The 22680-nt window shown below is 64.4% G+C and carries 18 protein-coding genes and 2 tRNA genes; 11 read left to right on the forward strand and 9 right to left on the reverse strand.

Features of this window, described 5'->3' with window-relative positions; translation table 11 throughout:
• Nucleotides 1–5 precede the first annotated feature (5 nt).
• The 3 genes from PEP31012_RS02450 to pncB form a co-directional block, all read right to left on the reverse strand.
• Nucleotides 6–1424 (reverse strand): sodium:proton antiporter, encoded by a 1419-nt coding sequence (locus PEP31012_RS02450; protein ID WP_150587739.1) that lies wholly within the window; start codon nt 1422–1424, stop codon nt 6–8.
• Nucleotides 1425–1670: 246 nt separating this feature from the next.
• Nucleotides 1671–2333 carry a LutC/YkgG family protein gene (locus PEP31012_RS02455; RefSeq protein ID WP_150587740.1) on the reverse strand — a complete coding sequence of 221 codons (663 nt, stop codon included), beginning with the start codon at nt 2331–2333 and terminating at the stop codon, nt 1671–1673.
• Nucleotides 2334–2531: 198 nt separating this feature from the next.
• Complete coding sequence (gene pncB, locus PEP31012_RS02460; RefSeq protein ID WP_150587741.1) at nt 2532–3725, reverse strand: nicotinate phosphoribosyltransferase; 1194 nt, start codon at nt 3723–3725, stop codon at nt 2532–2534.
• A gap of 358 nt (nt 3726–4083) precedes the next feature.
• On the opposite strand from pncB, the gene fdxA reads away from it, so the two are divergent.
• The 3 genes from fdxA to PEP31012_RS02475 all read left to right on the forward strand — a co-directional run bounded on the left by fdxA (nt 4084) and on the right by PEP31012_RS02475 (nt 4748).
• Nucleotides 4084–4407 carry a ferredoxin FdxA gene (gene fdxA, locus PEP31012_RS02465; protein WP_150587742.1) on the forward strand — a complete coding sequence of 108 codons (324 nt, stop codon included), beginning with the start codon at nt 4084–4086 and terminating at the stop codon, nt 4405–4407.
• A 103-nt stretch (nt 4408–4510) separates the two neighbouring features.
• Nucleotides 4511–4586: transfer RNA gene (locus tag PEP31012_RS02470), tRNA-Asn, on the forward strand.
• Nucleotides 4587–4672: 86 nt separating this feature from the next.
• A tRNA-Asn gene (locus PEP31012_RS02475) sits at nt 4673–4748 on the forward strand.
• Nucleotides 4749–4926: 178 nt separating this feature from the next.
• Here the strand turns inward: PEP31012_RS02475 and oxlT are convergent.
• Together oxlT and PEP31012_RS02485 are read right to left on the reverse strand one after the other, a co-directional pair.
• Nucleotides 4927–6252 (reverse strand): oxalate/formate MFS antiporter, encoded by a 1326-nt coding sequence (gene oxlT, locus PEP31012_RS02480; protein ID WP_150587743.1) that lies wholly within the window; start codon nt 6250–6252, stop codon nt 4927–4929.
• A 995-nt stretch (nt 6253–7247) separates the two neighbouring features.
• Nucleotides 7248–8054, reverse strand: a complete 807-nt coding sequence (locus PEP31012_RS02485; protein ID WP_174978076.1) for a FadR/GntR family transcriptional regulator — start codon at nt 8052–8054, stop codon at nt 7248–7250.
• A gap of 395 nt (nt 8055–8449) precedes the next feature.
• Here PEP31012_RS02485 and PEP31012_RS02490 point away from each other — a divergent pair, with 395 nt between their 5' ends.
• From PEP31012_RS02490 to PEP31012_RS02520, 7 genes are all read left to right on the forward strand, one after another.
• Nucleotides 8450–9946 (forward strand): FAD-linked oxidase C-terminal domain-containing protein, encoded by a 1497-nt coding sequence (locus PEP31012_RS02490; RefSeq protein WP_425494907.1) that lies wholly within the window; start codon nt 8450–8452, stop codon nt 9944–9946.
• Nucleotides 9946–11082 carry a glycolate oxidase subunit GlcE gene (gene glcE / locus PEP31012_RS02495; RefSeq protein WP_150587745.1) on the forward strand — a complete coding sequence of 379 codons (1137 nt, stop codon included), beginning with the start codon at nt 9946–9948 and terminating at the stop codon, nt 11080–11082. Before PEP31012_RS02490 ends, glcE begins: the two co-directional genes overlap by 1 nt.
• Before the next feature lie 8 nt (nt 11083–11090).
• Complete coding sequence (gene glcF, locus PEP31012_RS02500; RefSeq protein WP_150587746.1) at nt 11091–12341, forward strand: glycolate oxidase subunit GlcF; 1251 nt, start codon at nt 11091–11093, stop codon at nt 12339–12341.
• A gap of 183 nt (nt 12342–12524) precedes the next feature.
• The gene (locus PEP31012_RS02505) at nt 12525–12929 is read left to right on the forward strand and encodes a DoxX family protein (RefSeq protein WP_150587747.1); all 405 of its coding nucleotides are present in this window, start codon (nt 12525–12527) and stop codon (nt 12927–12929) included.
• 47 nt (nt 12930–12976) lie between these two features.
• Entirely contained in the window at nt 12977–13804 is an 828-nt protein-coding gene (locus PEP31012_RS02510; protein ID WP_150587748.1) for a dioxygenase family protein, read from the forward strand.
• A 157-nt stretch (nt 13805–13961) separates the two neighbouring features.
• The gene (locus tag PEP31012_RS02515; RefSeq protein ID WP_150587749.1) at nt 13962–14873 is read left to right on the forward strand and encodes a LysR family transcriptional regulator; all 912 of its coding nucleotides are present in this window, start codon (nt 13962–13964) and stop codon (nt 14871–14873) included.
• 174 nt (nt 14874–15047) lie between these two features.
• The gene (locus PEP31012_RS02520) at nt 15048–16367 is read left to right on the forward strand and encodes a hemolysin family protein (RefSeq protein ID WP_425494916.1); all 1320 of its coding nucleotides are present in this window, start codon (nt 15048–15050) and stop codon (nt 16365–16367) included.
• A gap of 129 nt (nt 16368–16496) precedes the next feature.
• On the opposite strand, the gene PEP31012_RS02525 is transcribed toward PEP31012_RS02520, so the two are convergent.
• The 3 genes from PEP31012_RS02525 to PEP31012_RS02535 all read right to left on the reverse strand — a co-directional run bounded on the left by PEP31012_RS02525 (nt 16497) and on the right by PEP31012_RS02535 (nt 18612).
• A complete protein-coding gene (locus PEP31012_RS02525; RefSeq protein ID WP_150587751.1) occupies nt 16497–17264 on the reverse strand; it encodes a flagellar brake protein in 768 nt (255 codons plus the stop codon).
• A gap of 268 nt (nt 17265–17532) precedes the next feature.
• Nucleotides 17533–18171, reverse strand: coding sequence for a LysE family translocator (locus PEP31012_RS02530; protein WP_150587752.1), 639 nt, complete (start codon nt 18169–18171; stop codon nt 17533–17535).
• 237 nt (nt 18172–18408) lie between these two features.
• Entirely contained in the window at nt 18409–18612 is a 204-nt protein-coding gene (locus tag PEP31012_RS02535) for a cold-shock protein (RefSeq protein WP_010805153.1), read from the reverse strand.
• Between the two features lie 460 nt (nt 18613–19072).
• On the opposite strand from PEP31012_RS02535, the gene PEP31012_RS02540 reads away from it, so the two are divergent.
• Nucleotides 19073–19840 (forward strand): peptidoglycan DD-metalloendopeptidase family protein, encoded by a 768-nt coding sequence (locus PEP31012_RS02540; RefSeq protein ID WP_150587753.1) that lies wholly within the window; start codon nt 19073–19075, stop codon nt 19838–19840.
• A gap of 117 nt (nt 19841–19957) precedes the next feature.
• On the opposite strand, the gene mdoH is transcribed toward PEP31012_RS02540, so the two are convergent.
• Nucleotides 19958–22495: a glucans biosynthesis glucosyltransferase MdoH gene (gene mdoH / locus PEP31012_RS02545; RefSeq protein WP_150588058.1), complete on the reverse strand. Its 2538-nt coding sequence runs from the start codon at nt 22493–22495 to the stop codon at nt 19958–19960.
• Nucleotides 22496–22680: the final 185 nt, after the last annotated feature.

Consider the following 22680-nt stretch of genomic DNA (forward strand, 5'->3'; position numbering starts at 1 on the left):
GCGGCTCAGAAGAATATCAGCGTCATCACTACGAACAGCGGCAGCAGAATAGCGCCCGACCACAGCATATAGCCAAAGAAGCTCGGCATGCGAATGCCGCGTTGCTCCGCGATGGCTTTGACCATGAAGTTCGGCGCGTTACCGATGTAAGTGTTCGCGCCCATGAACACCGCGCCGGCCGAAATCGCCGCCAGCGTTGCGGCACCGCTGGTCATCAGCGTGGTGGCGTCGCCGCCGGCCGTATTGAAGAACACCAGGTAGGTCGGCGCATTGTCGAGGAATGACGAGAGCAGACCCGTCGCCCAGAAATACATGACGTTGTCCGGCACCCCGCCCGGCCCCGTGACCAGACGAATCACCCAGCCAAGCGCCCCGGCTTCGCCCGCGCGCAGAATGGCGACCACCGGAATGATCGTCAGGAAAATGCCGGCGAACAGCTTGGCGACCTCCTTCATCGGCTCCCAATTGAAACTGTTACCCTCACGCGCCGTGCGCGGCGTGATGGCCAGCGACATCAGTGTCACCACGATCAGTCCCACGTCGCGTGCCAGGTTCTGCAAGGCAACCGGCGTGCCGAAAACATCGAACTCGACGCCCGGCTTCCAGACCCCGCTCATCAGCACAAGCCCCACAGCGGCGGCGAGCAGCACAAAGTTGCGCTTGCCTTCGAGTCGCAGCGGCACGGCATGTGGGGTCGGGTCCAGCGCGTCGATCCGACGCTCCTCCTTCTGCCAGAAATAGTAAGCATCAATCAGGAAGAACGTTACCAGCAGCAACGAGCAGACAAACAGCGTCTCGGGCCAGAGGTGGGCTGTCGTCCAGAAGAAGTCGACCCCTTGCAGGAAGCCGAGGAAGAGCGGCGGATCGCCCAGGGGCGTCAGCGAGCCCCCGGCGTTCGCCACGAGGAAGATGAAGAACACGACGACGTGCACGTTGTGTTTGCGGTTGTCGTTGGCGCGGATGAGCGGGCGGATCAGCAACATCGCCGCGCCCGTCGTGCCCATGATGCTCGCGAGCACGGTGCCCAGCGCCAGCAGCCCGGTGTTCAGCCAAGGCCCGCCGCGCAGGTTGCCATGCACGCAGATGCCGCCGGCGGCGGTAAACAACGCGGTGAGCAGAACGACGAACGGAATGTACTCCGCAACAACGGCATGCACCGCGCCGTACCAGGCCGCGCCCACCCCAAACACCAGCGCGAACGGCAGCAGGAACGCCGCCCCCCAGAACGCCGCGATCTTGCCGAAATGGTGATGCCAGAAGGCCGGTGCCAGCAGCGGCCCGACGGCGATCGAAAGCAGCAACCCGGCAAACGGCACGCCCCACCAGGCGACGAGTTGTGCGCCGTCCGGTCCGGCCGCGAACGCCGCAGGGCTTGCCAATGTCAACCCTACCGCCCCCAACGCGCCCAAAATCCCCTTGTGCATTGTTCTTGATTCCTGTTGATTGATAGTCGACGACTTACGAGTCGTCCCCGGCGCAGGAGTGCCCGAAGTCATGCAACCTTGGGAAATATCTCAAACCAAGGCCGCACACCGCCTGGAAGATCAAATACCGAAGCCCGCAGTCGATTCTCGAAAGCCTTCCCGCCATCGCGAATCGGAATACGCGCTGGTGCCAGGCGTCTTTCGGTGATGACCCGCGCTCGCGGGTCGACTTGACAGCGTCTTGCTTCAGACGCCGTCGACGATGATGAGGTGCACGCGGTACGGGCCATGGGCACCCAGTACCAGCGTCTGTTCGATATCGGCAGTACGGGATGGCCCGGCAATGAAGTTGGTCGCGCGAGCGAGTTGACCGCGTTCGCTGCGCATGAGCGCGAAGCCGTCCTCATGCCCGGCCACGATGCGCGACGCGGGCACCACCGCAATGTGTGTCTCGGGCAGCAGGGTGGCCGAGGCAAAGGTCTCCGGCCCCGACATCATCATCAGCGCGCCGGTCTCGGCAATGGCGCAGAAACAACCGGTGATGCCGACCAGATCGTCGCCCTGCGGCTTGCGGAATTCCACGCGACACCCCGCCCCCACCCAGTCGAGTTCGCGCAATGTGGGCCATGCCACCGCCTGAACGGTGAGACCGTTGGCCTGCAGATAGGTCGCTGCCGCAGACGGCACGTCAGTCATGCCCGGCACGCGCGCGATCGTGGTCGAGAGCGCCTGCGCCTTGTCGATGAACGTGGCGATGAGATCGGCCGACATGGCCGGACGCGGCCCCTGCGGATGCCGTGCCAGGTAGTCCTCGGCCGCCGCCAGCTCATTCGCGCGCGCGGCATCGGGACGATGCTGGGCATGGCGAATGCGGGCAAAGATGCGCTTGCGGGCGTCGGAGGTATCCATGGGCTGTCCTGTGAGGCCGACGTGCCGGTCTACGGCCGACGTCGTCGCTGATCGTCTCTCGAAAGGCCGCCAGTGCAAATCCGGCGGGCGATGCGCAATTATAGCGGCTGCCCCCACGGGCGCGACGCACGTTCGCGCACTATCGGAATGGTCTGCCCTGCCGCTCGGACGACGTCGCCGGCGGCGGGCATCACGCGATCAAGCGCCGGCCGCCGGCTCCGGTGCGATCTCGAATACCTGACGCAGATAGGCCAGATAGGCATCGTCTTCGCACATGTTCTTGCCCGGCGAATCCGAGAGCTTCGCCACCGGCTGACCGTTGCAGCGCACCATCTTGATGACGATCTGCAGTGGCTGATAGCCCAGGTCGTTGGTGAGGTTCGTTCCCACGCCAAAGGCAAGCTTGCAACGGTCGCGAAACCGTTCGAAAAGCTGAAGCACCTTGGGAATGTCCAGGCCATCGGAGAAGATCATGGTCTTCGTATGCGCGTCGACACGGTTTTGCGCGTAATGCGCCAGCAGGCGCTCGCCCCAGGCGAACGGATCGCCGGAATCATGGCGCGCACCGTCGAAGAGCTTGCAGAAATACATATCGAAGTCGCGCAGGAAGGCGGACATGCCGTAGACATCCGAGAGCGCGATACCGAGGTCGCCACGATATTCCTTCGCCCACGTCTCGAAGCCGAAGATCTGCGAGTCGCGCAGGCGCGGCCCGAGCGCCTGACACGCCTGAAGATACTCGTGGGCCATCGTGCCGAGCGGCGTGAGACCGAGCTTCAACGCGTAGTACACGTTGCTGGTACCCGCGAACTGCTCGCCCAGTTCGTCGCGCAGCGTAAGAATGACTTCCTCGTGCCACTCCTTCGAGAAGCGGCGCCGCGTGCCGTAATCGGCGATCTTGCAGTCGCGATAATCGGCGCGACCGGCGAGCATGCCGATCTTGTCCTTGAGCCGTTGCCGACCTTCCTCATAGGCCGGCTTGCGCTGCGTATTGCGGAAATACACTTCGTTGACGATGGCGAGCACCGGAATCTCGAAGAGGATCGTATGCAGCCACGGCCCGCGAATGGTGATGTCGATTTCGCCGTTGGCCTTGGGCGAGGGCTGCACCGTGATGTACTTCTCGTTGAGATGAAAGAGGTCGAGAAAGTCGACGAAATCGCTCTTGATGAAGCGCATCGCACCGAGATAACGCAGCTCGGAGTCGGTAAAGCGCAGCCCGCACAGCAGGCGGATTTCGTCGCGAATCTCATCGACATACGGCGTGAGGTCCACGCCTTCGGTGCGGCACTTGAAGCGATACTCGACCTGCGCTGCGGGAAAATGATGCAGCACCACCTGCATCATCGTGAACTTGTAGAGATCGGTATCGAGCAGCGACGTGATGATCATGACGGCAGACTTCGCGAGGAACACGCAACGGTAAGCAGCGCACGCTACCAATCGGCCAGGCAGCCACGCGGCAGCGCACGGGAAGAGCGATCATCGTACCGCAAAGCGGCGTCACGCATGACAACTGTGCCGGATGCCGGGTGCCACCGGGTGCCGCCAGGGCATGCGTGAGGTGTGCGTGAGGTGTGCGTGAGGTGTGCGTGAGGTGTGCGCGGGGTGAGCTTGGGCTGTGCCTGGGGTGTGCGCGGGGTGTGGGGGATGCGCTTCGGCGCTCGCACCGGGCGCCGCGGGCTGCGTTACAATAGCGGCTTTAACGGCCGCTCGAAGCCGTTTCGCGCCCTACTCTGGAGTTGTTGGCATGACGCACGTTGTCACCGAAAGCTGCATCAAATGTAAATTCACCGATTGCGTGGACGTTTGCCCCGTGGACTGCTTCCGCGAAGGCCCGAACTTTCTGTCGATCGATCCGGACGAGTGCATCGATTGCGCCGTCTGCGTGGCCGAGTGCCCGGTGAACGCCATTTATGCCGAAGAGGACGTGCCGGGCGACCAGCAAGCCTTCATTGCCCTGAACGCCGAACTGTCCCCGAACTGGCCGAGCATCACGAAGACCAAGCCGTCGCTGCCCGACGCGGATCAGTGGAAGGACGTCACCGAAAAGCTTCACCTGCTCGAGCGCTGAGCGTCGGACGCGAGGGGCGAATGTCGCGCGCTGGGCGTAGAAAAAATACACCCGAGTGTTGACAGTGTGCGAAAGCCACCCCTATAATCGCTTTCTCTTTTGATCCCCGATAGCTCAGTTGGTAGAGCGCCGGACTGTTAATCCGTAGGTCCCTGGTTCGAGCCCAGGTCGGGGAGCCAAGCATTTCAAAGCGATGGCCTCGCGCACGCGAGGCTTTTGTTTTCGTCGGTGCATCGTAACAGCGATGCGCGGCACCCAAGTTTGATCCTCGATAGCTCAGTTGGTAGAGCGCCGGACTGTTAATCCGTAGGTCCCTGGTTCGAGCCCAGGTCGAGGAGCCAAAACGCAAAAAGCCTCGCCAATCGGCGAGGCTTTTTTGTTTCCGGCCACGACATCACGTCGAACGTTCCCGCCGCTTCCGTGCCCCGTCCCCGTCCCACCGTACGTACAAACCAAAACGGGGTGCCGTCGCCAGCACCCCGCTCTGTTACCTCTTGAACCACTTGCCCATTCGCTGGCTTACTCGCTGGCGGGTGCCCCCATCGCGACCGAACGGCTCACAGACGCTTGCCCCTCGTTGCTGTTCACGCTCTCGATCCAGCGGCGACGCATCGGCGCGAGCACGAACTTCGCAGCGATCGCCGCCGCAATGCTGATTACGGCCGCCGCGATGAACACACGATCCCAGTGACCGCCAACGGCGAGTACCGATGCCAGCGGAACCAGCAACGATGCCGTGCCCTTGGCCGTGTACAGCGTGCCCGCGTTGGACGCGGCATTCTTGCTGCCGAACGTATCCGCACACAGCGCCGGGAAGATCGAGAAGATCTCGCCCCAGCACAGGAAGGTCATCGCAGCGAAGAACACGAACATGTACGGGTTCTGGCCGAAGTGCATCAGACCCAGCATTGCCAGTCCTTCACCCAGGAAGATGATGAACATGGCGTTCTCACGACCGATCTTGTCCGAGACGAATCCGCACAGCGGGCGCGTGAAGCCGTTGCACAGGTTGTCGATCGACAGCGTCATCGTGAGCAGCGGCAACGTCGCACCGAAGAGCGTCATCGGCATCGAAGCAATGCCATAGTCCTTTGCGATCGGCCCGATCTGCGCCGTTGCCATCAGACCACCCGCGGCCACGGCGACAAAGCACACGTAGATCACCCAGAACACCGGCGTACGCACCATCTGACCCGAGGTGTAGTCCACCTTCGTCGCCAGATTGCGACGCGACACGGTCACACCCTTCGGGGTACGCGGCTTCACGAGCAACAGCGCCAGGATGAAGATCGCGACGCCCTGCACAATGCCGAAGTTGAAGAACGCAGCCTCGTAACCCGACCCGCGGATCATGTTGGCAATCGGAATCACGGTGATCGCGGCACCGGCACCGAAGCCGGCAGCCGTCAGACCGGCAGCCAGACCGCGCTTGTCCGGGAACCACTTGAGTGCGTTACCCACACAGGTGCCGTACACGCAACCGGCGCCGACACCGGCGATCACGGCCGCCGTGTAAAGCACCGCGAGCGTTTCGGCATACGAATACATGATCCACGACAACCCGACGCAAATCGCGCCCCCTGCCACCACCGGCCGCGGCCCGAAGCGGTCGACCAGCCAACCTTCGATGGGCACGAGCCAGGTTTCCACCACGATGAAGATCGAGAACGCCACCTGAATGGCGGCGATGCCCCAGTGGTGCTTCGCCTGCATCGGCTCGACGAACAACGTCCACGAATACTGCAGATTGGCCACCAGGCCCATACAGATGATGCCGATCACCAGTTGTGACCAGCGCCCTCCCAGAAAAGAGGTCTTCTCCTCCGGTTGTCCATTTGCTTGCATGACTTGCCTCCTGTTCCTGTCAGACGATTGACGCCGGTCCGCGCTTCGTTGTGCGGTACCCGCCGTCATCGCGTGTCGACTCGCGCCCCACCGTGGGGGAATCGCGCATACGGCACGCCTCCTGGCGTTACATGCGGCTCATGCGTGGCCGCTTGATCACGGAACGCTGCCTGGCGGCGCGCTCGCAGGGCTCGAGCCCCGGCTGACTGACTTTCGGAAGCGCCAAAGGACACTTCCGGCCCCCGCTTCGGCGCGGCGACGCAGGCTTTAGGCCCGCGCCGGCAAGTTGCCGGCTGCCGAAGGGTGACGGGTAAATCGATTCGAGTGGGGAACGGCTTGCGCTGTCAGAGGGTCGCGATGGATTCCCTTGAGTCTCATCGCAGGCCATATCCCATCACTCAGGCGAGCGCGCCTCGCAGACGCGTGATCGCCGGATCGCCCGCCCGCAACAGGCGGCAGGGAGATGAGGAACACCGCAGCGCTGACCCACAACCTCAGACGCCAACGGCGGATACGACAGGGCAGCCGGTACTGATGAACCGTCGCACGAATGCTGCCCGAAAGGAAATGCGTGCTTACCCAACGAATGTCTCCAGTAAATACTGCGTCGACTCGGCCTTTGCCCGCGCAAATTCGCAGGTCTTGTTAAGGTCGGCTCGCCGCTTTTCTTCTGATATACAAGATTCAATATATCGAATTAAGTATTTTTATGGTTCCAAAATTAGTCCATGACCGGGTCACTGTCAACCCGAGAGCGCCCGCATTCCAGTTGACGTCGGCGACGGGAAGACCGCCGGATCGGGATCGAGGTAAGCGTCCGATAACCGGCAAACGTAAGGAAATCAGGCCATTGCGGGATGTTTTGCACCAGAACGGAATGCCAGGCGTGCGCCAGCGGCCTCTCGCCGCCGGGGGCCGGCTCAGGGAAAACGATGACGTTTCACGCAGAGATTGTTGGCCGTCAGCAGGGGCCTTCGTTGACCGGAAAAATCCGGTCAGACTGGCTCGACGTCGCCTGAGTGGTTGCGGATGAAGGTCAGATGTTCACGCAGCGAGCGTTGCGCGAGGGTGGCGTCGTGCGATGCCACGGCCGTGAAGATGCGGCGGTGCTGGTCAATCAGCTCGGCCAGATCGGCACCATGGCCGACGATGGCGCGATAGTTGTCGACCACCGAGCCGCGCAACAGCTCGAAGATCGCGTGCATCAGGTGTACCAGCACGAGGTTGTGCGTCGCTTCCGCCAGCGCCAGATGGAAATGCGCGTCGAGCTCGGGCACTCGGGTGAGCAGTGACTGCCCCCGCGCGTCGCCCTCGCCATCCAGACCGTCCCGTCCTGCGGCGTAGGCGAGCTCGAGCGCTTCGAGCGCCTGCGCAAGGCGTGCGATGTCCTCTGGCGTTGCGCGCGCGGCCGCCAGTTCCACGGCCTTGGCTTCGAGCACTTCGCGCATCTCCAGAACATCGTCAACGGTTTTGCTGTGGCGCGACATCAATTGCGACAGCGGCTCGGCGAGCAGCGGCTGGCTGGCATTGGCGACCAAGTACCCGCCCCCGGCGCGGCCGACGATCAGACCGCGCGACTCCAGCCGCAGCAACGCTTCGCGAAGGGATGGACGCGACACCCCCATCTGCTGCGCCAGATCGCGCTCGGACGGCAGCGCCGAGCCCGGAGCGAGCCGGCCTTCGACGACCATCGTCTCCAGTTGCTCGTACACCATGTCGGACAGGCGCAGACGCGGCGGCGGCGTGACCGGCGCAAAACTCGCGACGGCGCCCGGAGATTCGCTGGTGGGTAAGGAAGACATAGGCAAGGACGACTCGTTGGACGACATGTCGGCTTCGGTTCTCGACGAAAAAATCACAGGTACGACGATACAGGATGACGCCCCGCTCAGGGCAGACGCATGCCCCGATGCCCACCATCGTCAGGGGATTCCCCTCGGAACACGGGTTAACCCGGTAACCCAAATCGGATCATTCCCTTTACGATAGCATCATTCGACATCTGGTCGACCAGTCTACCAGTAGACCACCGATCAGTGAAACACCACGACACGTCAACGATTGTCCGAGAGGCCACCTGATGACATCGAATGCGTTGCCCCCTTCTCCGGCCGCTTCTCCGACCCCCTCCTCCGCCGCGTCGCTGAGTCCGCCGCACCCGGTCCCGTCGTCGCCGTCATCCTCGCCGCCGACGCCCGTGCGCGTTGCCGACGAGCCCGTCTTCGAGACGATTGACGACGCCACGCGCGCCGCCCGGCTTGCGGCACTGCGTGCCGCCGTGCCTGACGCCCAGTGGCTGACCGACCGCGAACAGATCACGCCATACGAATGCGATGGCCTTGCCGCCTATCGCAAGCTGCCGCTTGCCGTGGTACTGCCGGCCGACGAGGACCAGGTGTGCCGCATCCTGCGGGCCTGCCACGCGCACAACGTGCCCGTCGTGCCACGCGGGGCGGGCACCGGGCTGTCCGGCGGGGCCATGCCGATCACCGACGGCATCGTGCTCTCGCTCGCCCGATTCAAACGCATTCTCGACGTCGACGCTTACGCCCGCACCGCCACCGTGCAGCCCGGCGTGCGCAACCTCGCCGTCTCTGAAGCGGCTGCGCCTTACGGGCTTTACTACGCCCCCGACCCCTCTTCGCAGATCGCCTGCACCATCGGCGGCAACGTCTCCGAGAACTCGGGCGGCGTCCATTGCCTGAAATATGGCCTGACGGTGCACAACGTCCTGCGGGTGCGCGCCGTGACGATGGACGGCGAGATCGTGGAATTCGGCTCGCACGCCCTCGATGCCGCGGGCCTCGACCTGCTGTCCGTGTTCATCGGTAGCGAAGGGATGTTCTGCGTGGTCACGGAAATTACCGTGAAGCTCGTGCCGAAGCCGCAAGTACAGCAGGTCATCATGGCGAGCTTCGACGACGTCGAGGCCGGCGGCGACGCCGTCGCGGCGATCATCGCCGCGGGCATCATCCCCGCCGGACTCGAGATGATGGACAAGCCGGCCACTCAGGCGGTGGAAGCGTTCGTTCACGCAGGCTACGACCTGGACGCCGCCGCCATCCTGCTGTGCGAGTCCGATGGCACGCCCGAAGAAGTCGCGGAAGAAATCGCCCGGGTCTCGGCCGTGCTGCGCGCGTCGGGCGCCACCCGCATCCAGGTGTCCGCATCGGAAGCCGAACGTCTGCGCTTCTGGTCCGGACGCAAGAACGCCTTCCCCGCCGCCGGACGCCTCTCGCCGGACTACTACTGTATGGACGGCACGATCCCGCGCCGGACCATCGGCACGCTGCTCAAGCGCATCGAGGCGATGGAAGTGCAATACGGTCTGCGCTGCATCAACGTCTTCCACGCCGGCGACGGCAACATGCACCCGCTCATTCTCTTCAACGGCAACGATCTGGACGAGTGGCACCGCGCCGAAGCGTTCGGCAGCGACATCCTCGAAGCTTGCGTGGCGCTGGGGGGCACGGTGACTGGCGAGCATGGCGTCGGGATCGAAAAGATCAACGCGATGTGCGTGCAATTCTCCCCCGAGGAGCGCGATGCGTTCTTTGGCGTGAAGCGCGCCTTCGACCCCGCCGGCCTGCTCAACGCCGACAAGGGCATTCCCACGCGTGCGCGCTGCGCCGAGTACGGCAAGATGCACGTGCGCGGCGGCCTGCTGCCTCACCCCGATTTGCCGAGGTTCTGATGTCGTCAGCCCCCTCCTCTACCGTCTTCCTCGCTTCGCCCGACGCGGATACGCCAGCGGCCGCCCAGGCGCTCGCCACGATTCGCGAGCGTGTGCTCGCCGCCACCGCCCGCGGCACGCCCCTGGATATCCAGGGCGGCAACACCAAGCGCTGGTACGGGCAGACGCCCGCCGGCGAGCCGCTCGACATGCGCATGTATCGGGGCATTGTGTCGTACGATCCGGCCGAACTTGTCATCACCGCCCGCGCGGGCACGCCGCTCGCGGAAATCGAAGCCACCCTGGCCGAGCGCGGTCAGATCCTGCCGTTCGAGCCACCGCACTTCGGCCCTGGCGCAACGCTTGGCGGCTGCATTGCGGCCGGCCTGGCCGGCCCTCGCCGGCCACACGTCGGCGCACCGCGCGACTTCGTCCTTGGCGCCGTCATCATGAACGGTCAGGGACAAGTGCTGCATTTCGGCGGGCAAGTCATGAAGAACGTCGCGGGTTACGACGTCTCTCGCGTGCTGGCGGGCGCGCTCGGCACGCTGGGCGTGCTGCTCGAACTCTCGATCAAGGTGCTGCCCTGTCCGGTGGCTGAGGCGACGCTGCGCTTCGCGCTGCCGCAGGCGCAAGCGATCGAGCAGCTCAACCGCTGGGGCGGGCAGCCGCTGCCGCTCATGGGTTCGGCCTGGCATGACGGCGTGCTGCACGTGCGCCTTGGTGGTGCCGCGGCGGCCGTCGCCGCTGCACGCGCCACGTTGGGCGGCGAGCCCGTCGATGCCATGGAGGCCCACGCGTTCTGGCAGTCGCTGCGCGAGCAGTCGCACCCGTTCTTCGCGAATGCGCCGCTCATGGGAGACGGCCAACCCCTTTGGCGCTTGTCGGTACCCCCGACCACGCCGCCGCTCGCCCACAGCGACGAGCACCTGATCGAATGGGGGGGTGCGCAACGCTGGTGGATCACGCCGCGCGCCGCCGCCGATGTGCGCGCGATTGCCGCAGCGGCGGGCGGGCATGCTACGCTGTTTCGCCATGGCGACAAGTTGGCCGGCGTATTTACCCCGCCACCGGCCGCGCTGCGCGCTATCGGCGAGCGTTTGCAGCACGCGTTCGACCCGAGCCGCATCTTCAACCGCCAACGGCTGTACCGCTAAAGACGACGATGCAAACCAACCTCGCAGACTTTCTCCGTCAGACGCCGGACGGCGACGAAGCCGAAGCCATCCTCCGCAAATGCGTGCATTGCGGTTTTTGCACTGCCACGTGCCCGACCTATCAGTTACTGGGCGATGAACTCGACGGGCCGCGCGGCCGGATCTATCTGATCAAGCAGATGGTCGAGGGCCAACCCGTGACGCGCGAAACGCAGCGTCACCTGGATCGGTGCCTGACCTGCCGCAGTTGTGAGTCGACCTGCCCGTCGGGGGTGCAATATGGCCGGTTGGTCGAGATCGGCCGTCGTCATGTCGACGCCAAGGTCGGTCGCCCCGCCGGCGAGCGTGCGCTGCGCTGGACGCTCGCCCGCGTGCTGCCCAATCGCACACTGTTCTCGCCCGCCCTTCGTCTTGGGCAGCAATTCCGGTCGGTGCTTCCGCGCGCGCTGCGCGAGAAGGTGCCGCATCGCCAGCGCTCGGGCAGTTGGCCACAAGGCACGCACACGCGTCGCATGCTGATGCTCGAAGGCTGCGTACAGCCGGCCATGCTGCCGAACGTCAACAAGGCCACCGCGCGCGTGCTCGACGCCCTCGGCATCGAAATGGTGCGCCCGGCAGCGGCCGGCTGCTGCGGCGCTATCCGACTGCACCTGAACTATCAGGATGGTGGCCTCGACGACGCGCGTCGCAACATCGACGCCTGGTGGCCCGAGATCGAAGCAGGCGCGCAAGCGATCGTGATCAACGCGTCGGGCTGCGGCGCGACGGTCAAGGAGTATGGCCATCTGCTGCGTCACGATTCGCAATACGCCGGCAAGGCGCAACGCGTCTCGGAACTCGCACGCGATCTGTCCGAAGTGCTGCTCGACAACCTGGAAGCCTTGCAGCAACGCGTGCCCAGCCGCAAGACCGGCAAGGTCGCCTACCATCCGCCGTGCACGCTGCAGCACGGGCAGCAGCTCAAGGGCGTGGTGGAGAAGGTGCTCGCCGGCGTGGGCGTGAACGTCGTGCTGCCGCAGGACAGCCATATCTGCTGCGGCTCCGCCGGCACCTATTCCGTCACACAGCCGGCGCTGTCGCATCAACTGCGCGATGCCAAGTGGAAGTCGCTCGACGCCCTCGAACCCGAATTGGTCGTCTCGGCCAATGTCGGTTGCATCTGCCATTTGCAGGCCACTGCCAAGGGCGAGCACGCACGCGATCACGCCCCGGTTCACCACTGGATCGAACTGCTCGACCGCATGATTGCGTCGACCTGAGCGAGAACACCGGTCACCGCACGCACGTCCGCGAATCCGATTGATTGTCCTGATAAAAGGGACAATCAATCCCCGATCTGCCCGTTTATCTAAACGATGGCGCTCCCTAGAATCGAGGTCAAGTCAGTCGTCGCATCGACGGCTGAGCCGCCCCTTACTTCGATTCCTTCACCGGAGCCTGTCATGATCGACACCAAAACCGCCCCCTACGCCGCACTGCTGCTGCGCGTGTCGCTGGGTATCCTCTTCCTCGCGCACCTGTCGCTCAAGGTGTTCGTGTTTACCGTCCCCGGCTTCGTGGGCTTCATGGGCTCGCTGGGTCTGCCGCCGTTCGTGGCTTATGTCACGATGGCGTTGGAACTCATTGGCGGCCTGATGCTGATCACGGGCTTCTACGCGCGCTGGGCGGCGCTGCCGCTGGCTGCGCTGATGCTCGGCACCATTGTCTCGGTGCATGGCCACAACGGCTGGATGTTCGCCAACAAGGGCGGCGGCTGGGAATTCCCGGCGTTCTGGCTGGTGGCGCTGCTCGTCGTGGCCCTGCTCGGCGACGGCGCCTGCGCGATTCGCCGCGCGCGCACCGCCTGATCGCCCCATCGGTTTCTCGTTAGCGTTCTTTTGCCGGAGTCATCGCCATGTCTGCCCTGCCGACCCTGTTCGTCTCTCACGGCTCACCGTTGCTCGCGGTCGATCCGGGCCGCACCGGCCCGCTGTTGACGGCGTTGGGGCGCGCGGTGCCGCGTCCGCGGGAGATCCTTGTGATCTCGCCGCATTGGTCGACGCCGACACCGCGCGTGGGCAACCTGGTGCAACAGCGCACAATCCACGATTTCGGCGGCTTCCCGCGCGAGTTGTATACGCTGGAATACCCGGCCGCCGGCGCGCCGGAACTCGCCGAGCGCACGGTGCAAATCCTGCGCGACGCGGGCCTGCCCGCGGCCACCGACGACCAGTGGGGCCTCGATCACGGCGCGTGGGTACCGCTGCGCTATCTGTATCCGGACGCCGATGTGCCGGTCACCCAGTTATCGCTGCAACGGCATGCGCGTCCCGAGACGCAATATCGACTCGGACAGCTTCTGGCGCCGCTCGCTCAGGAAGGCACACTTATCATTGCGTCGGGCAGCTTTACGCACAACCTGCATGAAGTGTTTCGCGCCCCGTCGGAAGACCGGGCCGAAGCGCCTTATCTGGCCGAGTTTGTCGCGTGGTTCACCGAGCATCTCGCGGCGATGGATCTGGATGCCTTGTTCGACTATCGTGCTCGCGCCCCGTATGCCGAACGCGCCCATCCGACCGACGAGCATCTGCTGCCGCTCTACATTGCGCTGGGGGCGGCCGACAACGCCGGGCGCCAGACGCACTTCGACACCGGCGCCACCTACGGCGCGCTGCGCATGGACGCCTTCGCGTTCGGCAATGCCGCCCCGTCGCTCGCCGACGTGAACGCGCTGGCACAATAACGACATTGGCACCGGGGGTGACGCGGCGGGAAGGCCGCCGCATCCCCCTCGACGCAGTGATCGCAGTGATCGCAGTCGTCGCAGACGTTAGACGTTAGTCGGGCCACCGGCCTGTTCGCGCATCGCACGGCGCATTCCTGAGGAGCAACGCCCCGGCATGAACAAACTTCGCGAGATCGAAAGCTTCATCGCCGTGGTCGAGTCGGGCAGCTTCGTGAAGGCCGCCTCGACGCTGGGCATCTCCAAGACCGCCATCTCGCGTTATGTCGCCGATCTCGAGGCACGTCTGGGTACGCGTTTGCTCCAGCGCACCACCCGGCGCCTGTCGCTCACCGAGCCGGGTCAGCGATATGTCGAGCGATGCCGTCAGATCCTCACGGAACTCGACGAGGCCGACGCCATGGCGGGCGAGCAGGATGGACTGCCCGCCGGGCCGCTGCGCATCAATGCCCCGCACACCTTCGGCGTGCTGCACCTCGCGCCGCTCTGGCCGACGTTTCTCGCGCGGCATCCGCAAGTCTCGCTCGATATCACGCTGAGCGATCGTCTCGTCGATATCGTCGACGAAGGCTACGACCTGGCCATCCGAATCACGCGTCTGCCCGATTCGTCGCTCGTGCATCGCCGACTCGCGGGGACGCGGCTGGTGCTGTGCGCCTCGCCCGACTACCTCGCGCAGCACGGCACGCCGCAGCACCCCAGCGAACTCGCGCATCATGAGACGGTCGGCTACAGCTATTTCTCGCACCGGCGCGAATGGCGCTTCGACGGTCCTGACGGCCCCGTGTCCGTGCGTACCCGTGCGCGACTCATCGCCGATAACGGCGATACCTGTCTGGCCGCCGCCGTGGCTGGATCGGGCATCGTCCTGCAACCGGCGTTTCTCGTTCAGGATGCCCTGCGCGACGGCCAGCTCGTCGAGTTTCTGCCCGAGTACACGCAGGGCGAGATGGGTGTCTATGTTGTCTATCCCACCCGCAAATACCTGAGCGCCAAGGTCCGCGCCCTTATCGACTTTCTCGTCGACGCCTTCGCCATGCCTGGCTGGCGGGCCATCGACCGCCGCTGAGCGGAACGGGCTTACCTGCATCCGCCGCGAAAGCCCCGCGAATCCCCGGCAACCGGCAGACAAAACACCGGAACGTCTCCGTGATTTCTGGTCTCGGGCGAATGTCACTTATACTGACGGGCCTGATGTCTCATTTCATTTATTTTGGAAAACCTTTTACTGATCGTCGCCGCGATGCTGCTGGTGTTGCTCAACGGCTTCTTCGTGGCGGCGGAATTCGGCCTCGTCAAACTGCGCCAGACGCGCGTTCATGTCATTGCCCGCCAACGCGGTTGGCGCGGCCGTATCCTGGCCAGGGTGCACGGTCAGCTCGATACCTACCTCTCGGCGTGCCAGCTCGGCATCACCCTCGCCTCGCTCGGTCTGGGCTGGATCGGTGAGCCTGCGTTCGCGCGCATTCTCACGCCGCTGTTCGCCGCGCTGGGCGTCAGCTCGGCGGAGTTGATCCACGCGCTGGCCTTCTTCATCGCCTTCTTCACGATTTCCTATCTACACATCGTCGTGGGCGAGCTCGCGCCAAAGTCGATGGCGCTGCGCATGCCGGAAGCCATCTCCGTCTGGACGGCCGCCCCGCTCTACGGTTTTTACTGGCTGATGTATCCGGCGATCTGGATCCTCAACCACAGCGCCAACCGCCTGCTGCGCTGGACCGGACTCGACCCGTCGCACGGCAACGATGCGCATTATTCCGCCGATGAAATCAAGCTGATCATGCGCCGCGGGGCATCGAGCGAAAAACTGTCGCGCGACGACTGGAACGTGGTCGCTTATGCCATCGACTTCAGCGATCTGAGCGTCTCCGATCTCATGCATCCGATGAGCGAAGTCGCCGCCTTTCGCCGCAATGCGACCTTCGCGCAGAACATGGATACCGCCTACCGTCACCGCTACAGCCGTTATCCGTTCTTCGACAACGACGGCGAAACCCTGCTTGGCGTGGTGCACCTGAAAGACCTGTTCCTCGCGGAGCACCACGGCCAGTCGATCGAGGATCTGGGCGCCATGGCGCGGCCGGTGGAACGCGTGAAGCCCGACATGCCGGCGCGCGAGCTGTTCCGTCGATTTCGCCGGGGCGCGCCGCACTTTGCCGTGGTGGGATGGCCAGACCAGAAGCCCATCGGTTTCCTGACGCTCGACAACCTGCTCTCAGCGCTGGTCGGCAAGATCCGCGACGAATTCCGTCAGACGGAAGACGATTGGACGCGCATGGAAGATGGCACGCTTATCGGCCGCGGCAGCTTGCCCATCCTGACGCTGGAACGCTCGCTGGGCATCGAGATTCCGAGCGAGCATGCGGAATCGGTGGGGGGCCTGATCATGAACGCGCTGGGCTATCTGCCGCACGAGGGCCAGAAGGTCGACTTCGAAGGCTTCTCGGTCGTCGTCAAGAAGATGCAGGGGCCGCGCATCGTGCTGGTGCGCATCTATCCCGACGGCGTGCGCGAAGCCCGTGGCGAACCGCCTCACGCTGCCGCGCAGCGACGCGACGATTGATGCGCGATTGATGTTCGCGGCATCGCTGCCCGCACGCGCCATTTGCAGGCACCGGCGGCCACGGGCGTGTCGGCAACGATCCCGGCGCTGCGGATCCCCGTGCCGGGTTGATTGCATCACACCGAACGCTCACCCGCGCGCGAATGCCTTGCGATTGAGTTCGAGTTGTGTGATGAGCTTTTGCAGGCGCGACTCGGCCGTACGCGAGAGGGCGATGAAGCGGCAGCCGATGTGATACTCGACGTCCTTCGCCAGCGGTACGGTGCGAATGGCACAGACTTCGAGATCCACCTGGACAGTGCCGTAGTCGCGCAATTCGATCTCGACGTGCATGAGCATCGAGCCCTTCGGGATCTCGGCTGCGGCTTCGGCCTTCGTGCGCAAGCCGACGCCGCCAAGCGAGAGGTCGAACACCGATAGGCGCATCGGCGTGTCGTCGGGGAATTTGACCGTGCACGGGTACGGATCGAGAATCGGCGTCTTCACGCGGAAGTAATCGCGGCGCTGCAAACGCACGAGCGTTTCCGGATACGAGGCATAAAACGCGGGATAACCTTCGTACTCGCGCTCTTCGACATCGCCGATGGGGAAATGCACCTGAATGCCTTCGGGCACGCCAACGAATAACGCACGCTTGTTGGCCAACAGCGCCCGGTTCTCCGCCTCCACCCCGCCCCAATCGAAATAGAAGCCGCGCGCTTGCGGCTCGACCTTGAGCAGGCGCGTGACGAGCTGACGCTGGCCGTTCGAGAAGTAGACTGTCATGAAATCGCCGCGGGTCGCCAGATGGCGCAGCACGCCGCCAATCTCCAGCGGATTGCTGATGCGATACGAGTCATGCAGTTGCGTTTCGTTGTCCGTGGGCGCCGGTGTCACCTGCGGTTCTGTCGTTTCCATACCTGATCTTCTAATTGTCCCCGTGACGACCGCGCCGGGCGGCGCAAGCCGTACGTAATAAAGCCTTTGCAACGCGTGACGTCTCGGAACGTCACTGCGCGAATGCGTGCCTGTCGGCGCTCGCGCACCGTCTCATGTATCTGGTCAGAATCGTTAACGGTCGCGCGGCGGAAATATTGAGGGCTCCGGCACACAAACCTGCGGCCACCCGTATCGCGCGCCACACCCCGGACACGCCCTCGGGCCTTTGCCGCATGCCACGGTCAACTCAGCGATGCACCGCGGCCATCAACGCGCCGAAGCCCATGAACACGCCGCCGCTGATGCGGTTGAATGCCTTGAGCACACGCGCTTCGCGCAAGTACGGTGCGATGCGCAGACCGCCCGTGGCGTAGACCAGGTACCAGCTCACCTCGATCACGGCGAACGTGCCGAGCAGCATCGCGAACTGCGGCAGCTTGGCAGCCGTCGGATCGATGAACTGGGGCAGGAAGGCAGCGGCGAAGAGAATGGCCTTCGGGTTGCTGGCTGCCACCAGGAAGCCCGATTTGAAGAGCTTGCCGAAGCTCGAATCAACCGCAATGGCCGACTCACCGAGCGAGGCCGCGGCGGCGTTCGTATCCACGGGCGAGCGCCAGCTCTTGTAGCCGAGATAAACGAGATACGCCGCGCCGACATAGCGCAGCGTATCGAACACCATCGGCCACGCCCTGAGCACCGCGCCGAGTCCGGCCGCGGAAATCGACATCATGGCGATGAGTGCCGTCATGCAACCGGCCATCGTCCCGAGCGACGGACGCAGCCCGTGACGCGCGCCATGCGTCATGACGAGCAGCATGTTCGGTCCCGGCGTCGCCGAGACGAAAAAGACGGTGACGACGTAAAGCCACCACGTTTGCAGGCTCATGATTGCCTCGAAAAAAGACTCACGCGAGGGCTCACGCGAATTCGATCAGGCATTGTAGCGTTGAACCGTGGCGGTCGCATCGCCTGCGTGCACGTCTCCTGCGAATCAAAACGGAGGGCAAATAAACGGACGGCAAAAACAAACAGGCCCGATGACTCTCGTCATCGGGCCTGTTGATCTCGGGACGCCGCCTCGCCCTAAGGCTGGCGCGGCATCACGGGAATGCGGTCAAGCCAATTAGATGGGCTTGATGTTCGCAGCTTGCTTGCCCTTCGGGCCAGTCTTGACTTCGAACGACACGCGTTGGTTTTCTTGCAGCGACTTGAAGCCGTCAACCTTCACTTCCGAGAAGTGAGCGAACAGGTCTTCACCGCCGGCGTCCGGGGTGATGAAGCCGAAGCCCTTTGCGTCGTTGAACCACTTAACAATACCGGTTTCCATGTTTTTTCCTAATAAAACAATAGCTTGGAGTCGGAATGACCCCGTGAACGCTGACAATCAAGGGAAAATGAAGGACTAGAAACCAGCGAGAAGCAGGAAAACTACGTCTGACAACAACTTCGCGGCTTGACAATCTGCAGTTGGTTTTATACGTGTAGATACGTCGCTTGTCAACAGGGTAAATACGGCAAATCCAGTCACCATTTCTTAGCGCGACGCGGAATTTGGGCACGCTTCGGCTGTTCGCGCCGGGGTCGCTGCCCGTACAATGGGCGTTTTGTCCCGCGCTCGTACCCTTGCCGCACATCCGGCTCGTGTTTTGTACTGCCCAACGCCGTTTTCAGGTGATTTTCCCCTAGTCAACGCGCATTGTCCGGTGCATACCCCTGCCGCCATGTCAGGCATCCGATCGCGCGCCACTTACCCCACCCCCTGCCTACGGATGGAGCCTATTCGCCTCATGCGACCCTCGCCGTCGCCGTCTGACGTTCGTCCGTCAAGCCCATCGGCTTGGCTCACCCGTTGCCGCACGCATGCGCTCGGCCTGGCCGTTTGCCTGACGCTTGCCGCCTGCGCCGGCTCGCCGACCTATGGCCCGGTGCCCGCCGGCAGCTATCGCGTGCAGTCCGGCGACACGCTCTATGGTATTGCGCGCGCCAACAATGCCAGTACCGCCGATCTGGTGCGCTGGAACACCCTGGCCGATCCCGACAAGATCGAAGTTGGCCAGGTGCTGCGCGTCGCGCCGCCCGCCGGGGCATCGGGCGCTGCGGTTACCTCGTCCGGCGCCGCCAGACCCCGACCGCAACCAGCCCGGCCCGCCCCGAAGGTCGAGCCCGCACCGCGCGCCGCAACCAACAAGATTCCGATGGTCTGGCCCGCCAACGGCCCGGTGCTGGCAAATTACAACGGCAGCAGCAACAAGGGCGTCGACATTGGCGGCAAGTCCGGCGATCCCATCTACGCAGCGGCTGCCGGCAAGGTGGTCTATGCTGGCAGCGGCTTGCGTGGATACGGCAACCTGGTGATGCTGCAGCACGAAAACGGGTACCTCACCGCCTACGCGCACAACCGCGCCATTCTGGTCAAGGAAGGGGCGTCGGTCAGCAAGGGCCAGAAGATTGCCGAGATGGGCGACACCGATTCGCATGGCACCGTCAAGCTGCACTTCGAGGTGCGTCAGAAGGGCACGCCGTTCAATCCGCGCGACTTCCTGCCTTCGCGTTGACCCGCGGCGCTCATCGCCGCGTCGGTCGCCGCGGGCGAGCACCGCAAAAGCAAAAACGGCAAGGCGCCTCGCCTTGCCGTTTTCTCATGACATTGTCCGTCTGACGTCGTTTGGCCCTCAGGCCGACGCGAGAAAGCCCTGCGACAGTCCGTTGGTGCGCGCGTCGCGCCAATCGCGATGCGCCCGCGGATCCGTCCACACGAGCAGATGAAGGGCGGCCAGCGCGCGCGGATCGTTGAGCAACTCCCACTTCTGCGTGTTCGTCAGCTTCGCCGGCCCCTTGAGCAGCGCGGTCTCGACACGACCGGCACGCCGGGCGTCACGCTTCGCGTCGTCGAGGGTCGGCACGACACTTGCGGCCACGAGGGCGTTGGCCATCGGATCGACCACGGCGTCGACGAAATCGACGTACTTGCCCGACGCCTCGGTGTACTTCTGCGTCATGCGCAGCTCCTTGGGCGGCCACGACTCTTCCGGGATCAGGAACAGCCGTGCCCGCTTGAGCGCGCGCCCCAGCGACACCCGGCTGGAGAATACCGACACGGGAATCGAGATCGCCATCGAGCCGACGATGGGCATCAGCCACCAGATGAAGTCTGGATTGAGCCAGTAGACGACGCCGCCCCACCCCAGTCCGATCAACGTATGCAGGCCGTGGCGGCGAATCGCTTCGCCCCAGTGCGTCTCGGCGTCTTCGCGCGGCGGCGACTTCCATTGAATCGCGATGCCGGTGAGCGCCGCCAGCACGAACTGCGTGTGAAACAGCATGCGCACCGGCGCGAGCACGGCCGAGAACACCAATTCGATCAGCATGCTCACGGTTACCGCGAACGCACCGCCGAAACGCTTCGCCCCCTTGGCCCAGATCAGCACCACGGCCAGTATCTTCGGCAGGAAGAGCAGCGTTGCCGTGGCCGAGAACAGCGCGAGCGCGCGCTCGGGATGCCACTCCGGCCAGACCGGGAACAGTTGTCGCGGCGCCGTGAAATATTCGGGCACGACGAGCGTGTGCTTGGCGAGCAGGCAGGTCGAGAGAATCAGGAAGATGAACCACAGCGGCGCGGACACGTACGCCATCGCGCCGGTGACGAACACCGCGCGGTGCACCGGATGCATGCCCTCGGCGAGGAACAGCCGGAAATTCATCAGGTTGCCCTGACACCAGCGACGGTCGCGCTTGAGTTCGTCGAGCAGATTCGGCGGCATTTCCTCGTAGCTGCCGGGCAGGTCGTAGGCAATCCACACGCCCCAGCCGGCCCGCCGCATCAGGGCCGCCTCAACGAAGTCGTGCGACAGAATCGCGCCGGACATCGCGCCCTTGCCCGGCAGCGGGGCGAGCGCGCAATGGGCCATGAACGGCGCCATGCGAATGATCGCGTTGTGCCCCCAGTAGTGCGATTCGCCCAATTGCCAATAGTGCAGGCCGGCCGTGAACAGCGGGCCGTACACGCGACCGGCGAACTGCTGCAGGCGCGCGTAAAACGTTTCGCGGCCGGCCGCGAGCGGCGCGGTCTGAATCAGGCCGGCACTCGGATGCGCCTCCATCATGCGCACCAGCTTCGTCAGGCATTCCCCGCTCATCACGCTGTCGGCGTCGAGCACGAGCATGTAGCGATAATCGCTGCCCCAGCGGCGGCAGAAGTCGTCGAGGTTACCGCTCTTGCGCTTCACGCGGCGCTGACGACGGCGATAGAAGATGCGGCCGAAGCCGTCGACCTCGCGACACAGCGCCTGCCACGCGTCGACTTCGGCCGTGCAGTTGTCGGCCTCGTTCGAATCGGACAGGATGAAGAAATCGAAGCGTTCGAGCGAATCGGTCTTGGCAAGCGATTCGTAGGTCGCGCGCAACCCCGCGAAAACGCGGCCGACATCTTCATTGCAAATCGGCATGACGAGCGCGGTGCGCGCGTCGGGCGCGATCGGCGCATCGCCGGCGGCCATCTTCGAGATCATGTGACGTTCGCCACCGAACAGCAACACGAAGAAGCCGAAGATCGCCGTCCAGAACCCGGCCGAGACCCAGCCGAAGAGAAGCACGAACAGCACCAGGACGGAGAATTCCAGCGGATCGGCCCCGTGATACGGCAGCACCGACGCCATGAAATGCGTCGCCAGCGCGGTCTGCGCGATCATCAGCGCGAGCAGCATCCAGCGACGACGACGCCCCGCTTGCGACCATCGGCCCTTCGGATCGGGGGCGTCGCGCATGAGCGGATCGGGATCTGGGCGGCCGGTCAGTTTGCGCCAAAGCCGCGCGAGCGGATTGAGCGACCAGACGCGCGGAATGAGCGACGTGCGGCGCACCGGCGGCGCGATGCGCAGGGTCTGTACGCCGCGCACGTCGCGCAATCCGGCCGCGGCGGCGAGCGAGCCGCCGTCCGTGAGCGCGAGACGCACCGGTTGCGAGGCCAGCACCGCGTCGCTGCCGGATTCGATCTCGGCAATATCGTGTGCGCGCCATGCGGCGCTCGCCACGGTGGCGGTCGTGGCGGTCGTGGTGGTCGTTGCTGCCGTTGCGGTCGCGTTAGTCGCGTTAGTCGCGTTAGCCGCAGTTGTCGCAGTGGTCGCAGTGGTCGCAGTGGTCGCAGTGGTCGCGGTGGTCGTGGCTGCAGTGGTGACGGGCGCGCCGGCCAGCCCGGCAGCCGCGTCGGACATCGCATTGACGGCGTCCGCTGTCGTCTCGCCGGCGCCGGGCGACACATCGCCCGCGCCGTTCATGGCGCGCGCGGCGAGCAGGCGCTGCAAGCGCGTGAGGACGTCAAGCGAATCGCCACCGTCACGCCTGGCTTGAGCCAGCAGGGCACGACGTTTCTCGGCGGGCAGAGGTAGCCGGTCGACGT

Origin of the sequence: Pandoraea eparura, from assembly GCF_902459725.1 — a bacterium.
Lineage (GTDB): Bacteria > Pseudomonadota > Gammaproteobacteria > Burkholderiales > Burkholderiaceae > Pandoraea > Pandoraea eparura.

Excerpts from the sequence above, each read along its gene's own strand:
- PEP31012_RS02450 (WP_150587739.1), bottom strand. The coding sequence starts at position 1,424 with ATGCACAAGGGGATTTTGGGCGCGTTGGGGGCGGTAGGGTTGACATTG.
- PEP31012_RS02455 (WP_150587740.1), bottom strand. The coding sequence starts at position 2,333 with ATGGATACCTCCGACGCCCGCAAGCGCATCTTTGCCCGCATTCGCCAT.
- pncB (WP_150587741.1), bottom strand. The coding sequence starts at position 3,725 with ATGATCATCACGTCGCTGCTCGATACCGATCTCTACAAGTTCACGATG.
- fdxA (WP_150587742.1), top strand. The coding sequence starts at position 4,084 with ATGACGCACGTTGTCACCGAAAGCTGCATCAAATGTAAATTCACCGAT.
- oxlT (WP_150587743.1), bottom strand. The coding sequence starts at position 6,252 with ATGCAAGCAAATGGACAACCGGAGGAGAAGACCTCTTTTCTGGGAGGG.
- PEP31012_RS02485 (WP_174978076.1), bottom strand. The coding sequence starts at position 8,054 with ATGTCTTCCTTACCCACCAGCGAATCTCCGGGCGCCGTCGCGAGTTTT.
- glcE (WP_150587745.1), top strand. The coding sequence starts at position 9,946 with ATGTCGTCAGCCCCCTCCTCTACCGTCTTCCTCGCTTCGCCCGACGCG.
- glcF (WP_150587746.1), top strand. The coding sequence starts at position 11,091 with ATGCAAACCAACCTCGCAGACTTTCTCCGTCAGACGCCGGACGGCGAC.
- PEP31012_RS02505 (WP_150587747.1), top strand. The coding sequence starts at position 12,525 with ATGATCGACACCAAAACCGCCCCCTACGCCGCACTGCTGCTGCGCGTG.
- PEP31012_RS02510 (WP_150587748.1), top strand. The coding sequence starts at position 12,977 with ATGTCTGCCCTGCCGACCCTGTTCGTCTCTCACGGCTCACCGTTGCTC.
- PEP31012_RS02515 (WP_150587749.1), top strand. The coding sequence starts at position 13,962 with ATGAACAAACTTCGCGAGATCGAAAGCTTCATCGCCGTGGTCGAGTCG.
- PEP31012_RS02520 (WP_425494916.1), top strand. The coding sequence starts at position 15,048 with ATGCTGCTGGTGTTGCTCAACGGCTTCTTCGTGGCGGCGGAATTCGGC.
- PEP31012_RS02525 (WP_150587751.1), bottom strand. The coding sequence starts at position 17,264 with ATGGAAACGACAGAACCGCAGGTGACACCGGCGCCCACGGACAACGAA.
- PEP31012_RS02530 (WP_150587752.1), bottom strand. The coding sequence starts at position 18,171 with ATGAGCCTGCAAACGTGGTGGCTTTACGTCGTCACCGTCTTTTTCGTC.
- PEP31012_RS02535 (WP_010805153.1), bottom strand. The coding sequence starts at position 18,612 with ATGGAAACCGGTATTGTTAAGTGGTTCAACGACGCAAAGGGCTTCGGC.
- PEP31012_RS02540 (WP_150587753.1), top strand. The coding sequence starts at position 19,073 with ATGCGACCCTCGCCGTCGCCGTCTGACGTTCGTCCGTCAAGCCCATCG.
- mdoH (WP_150588058.1), bottom strand. The coding sequence starts at position 22,495 with ATGTCCGACGCGGCTGCCGGGCTGGCCGGCGCGCCCGTCACCACTGCA.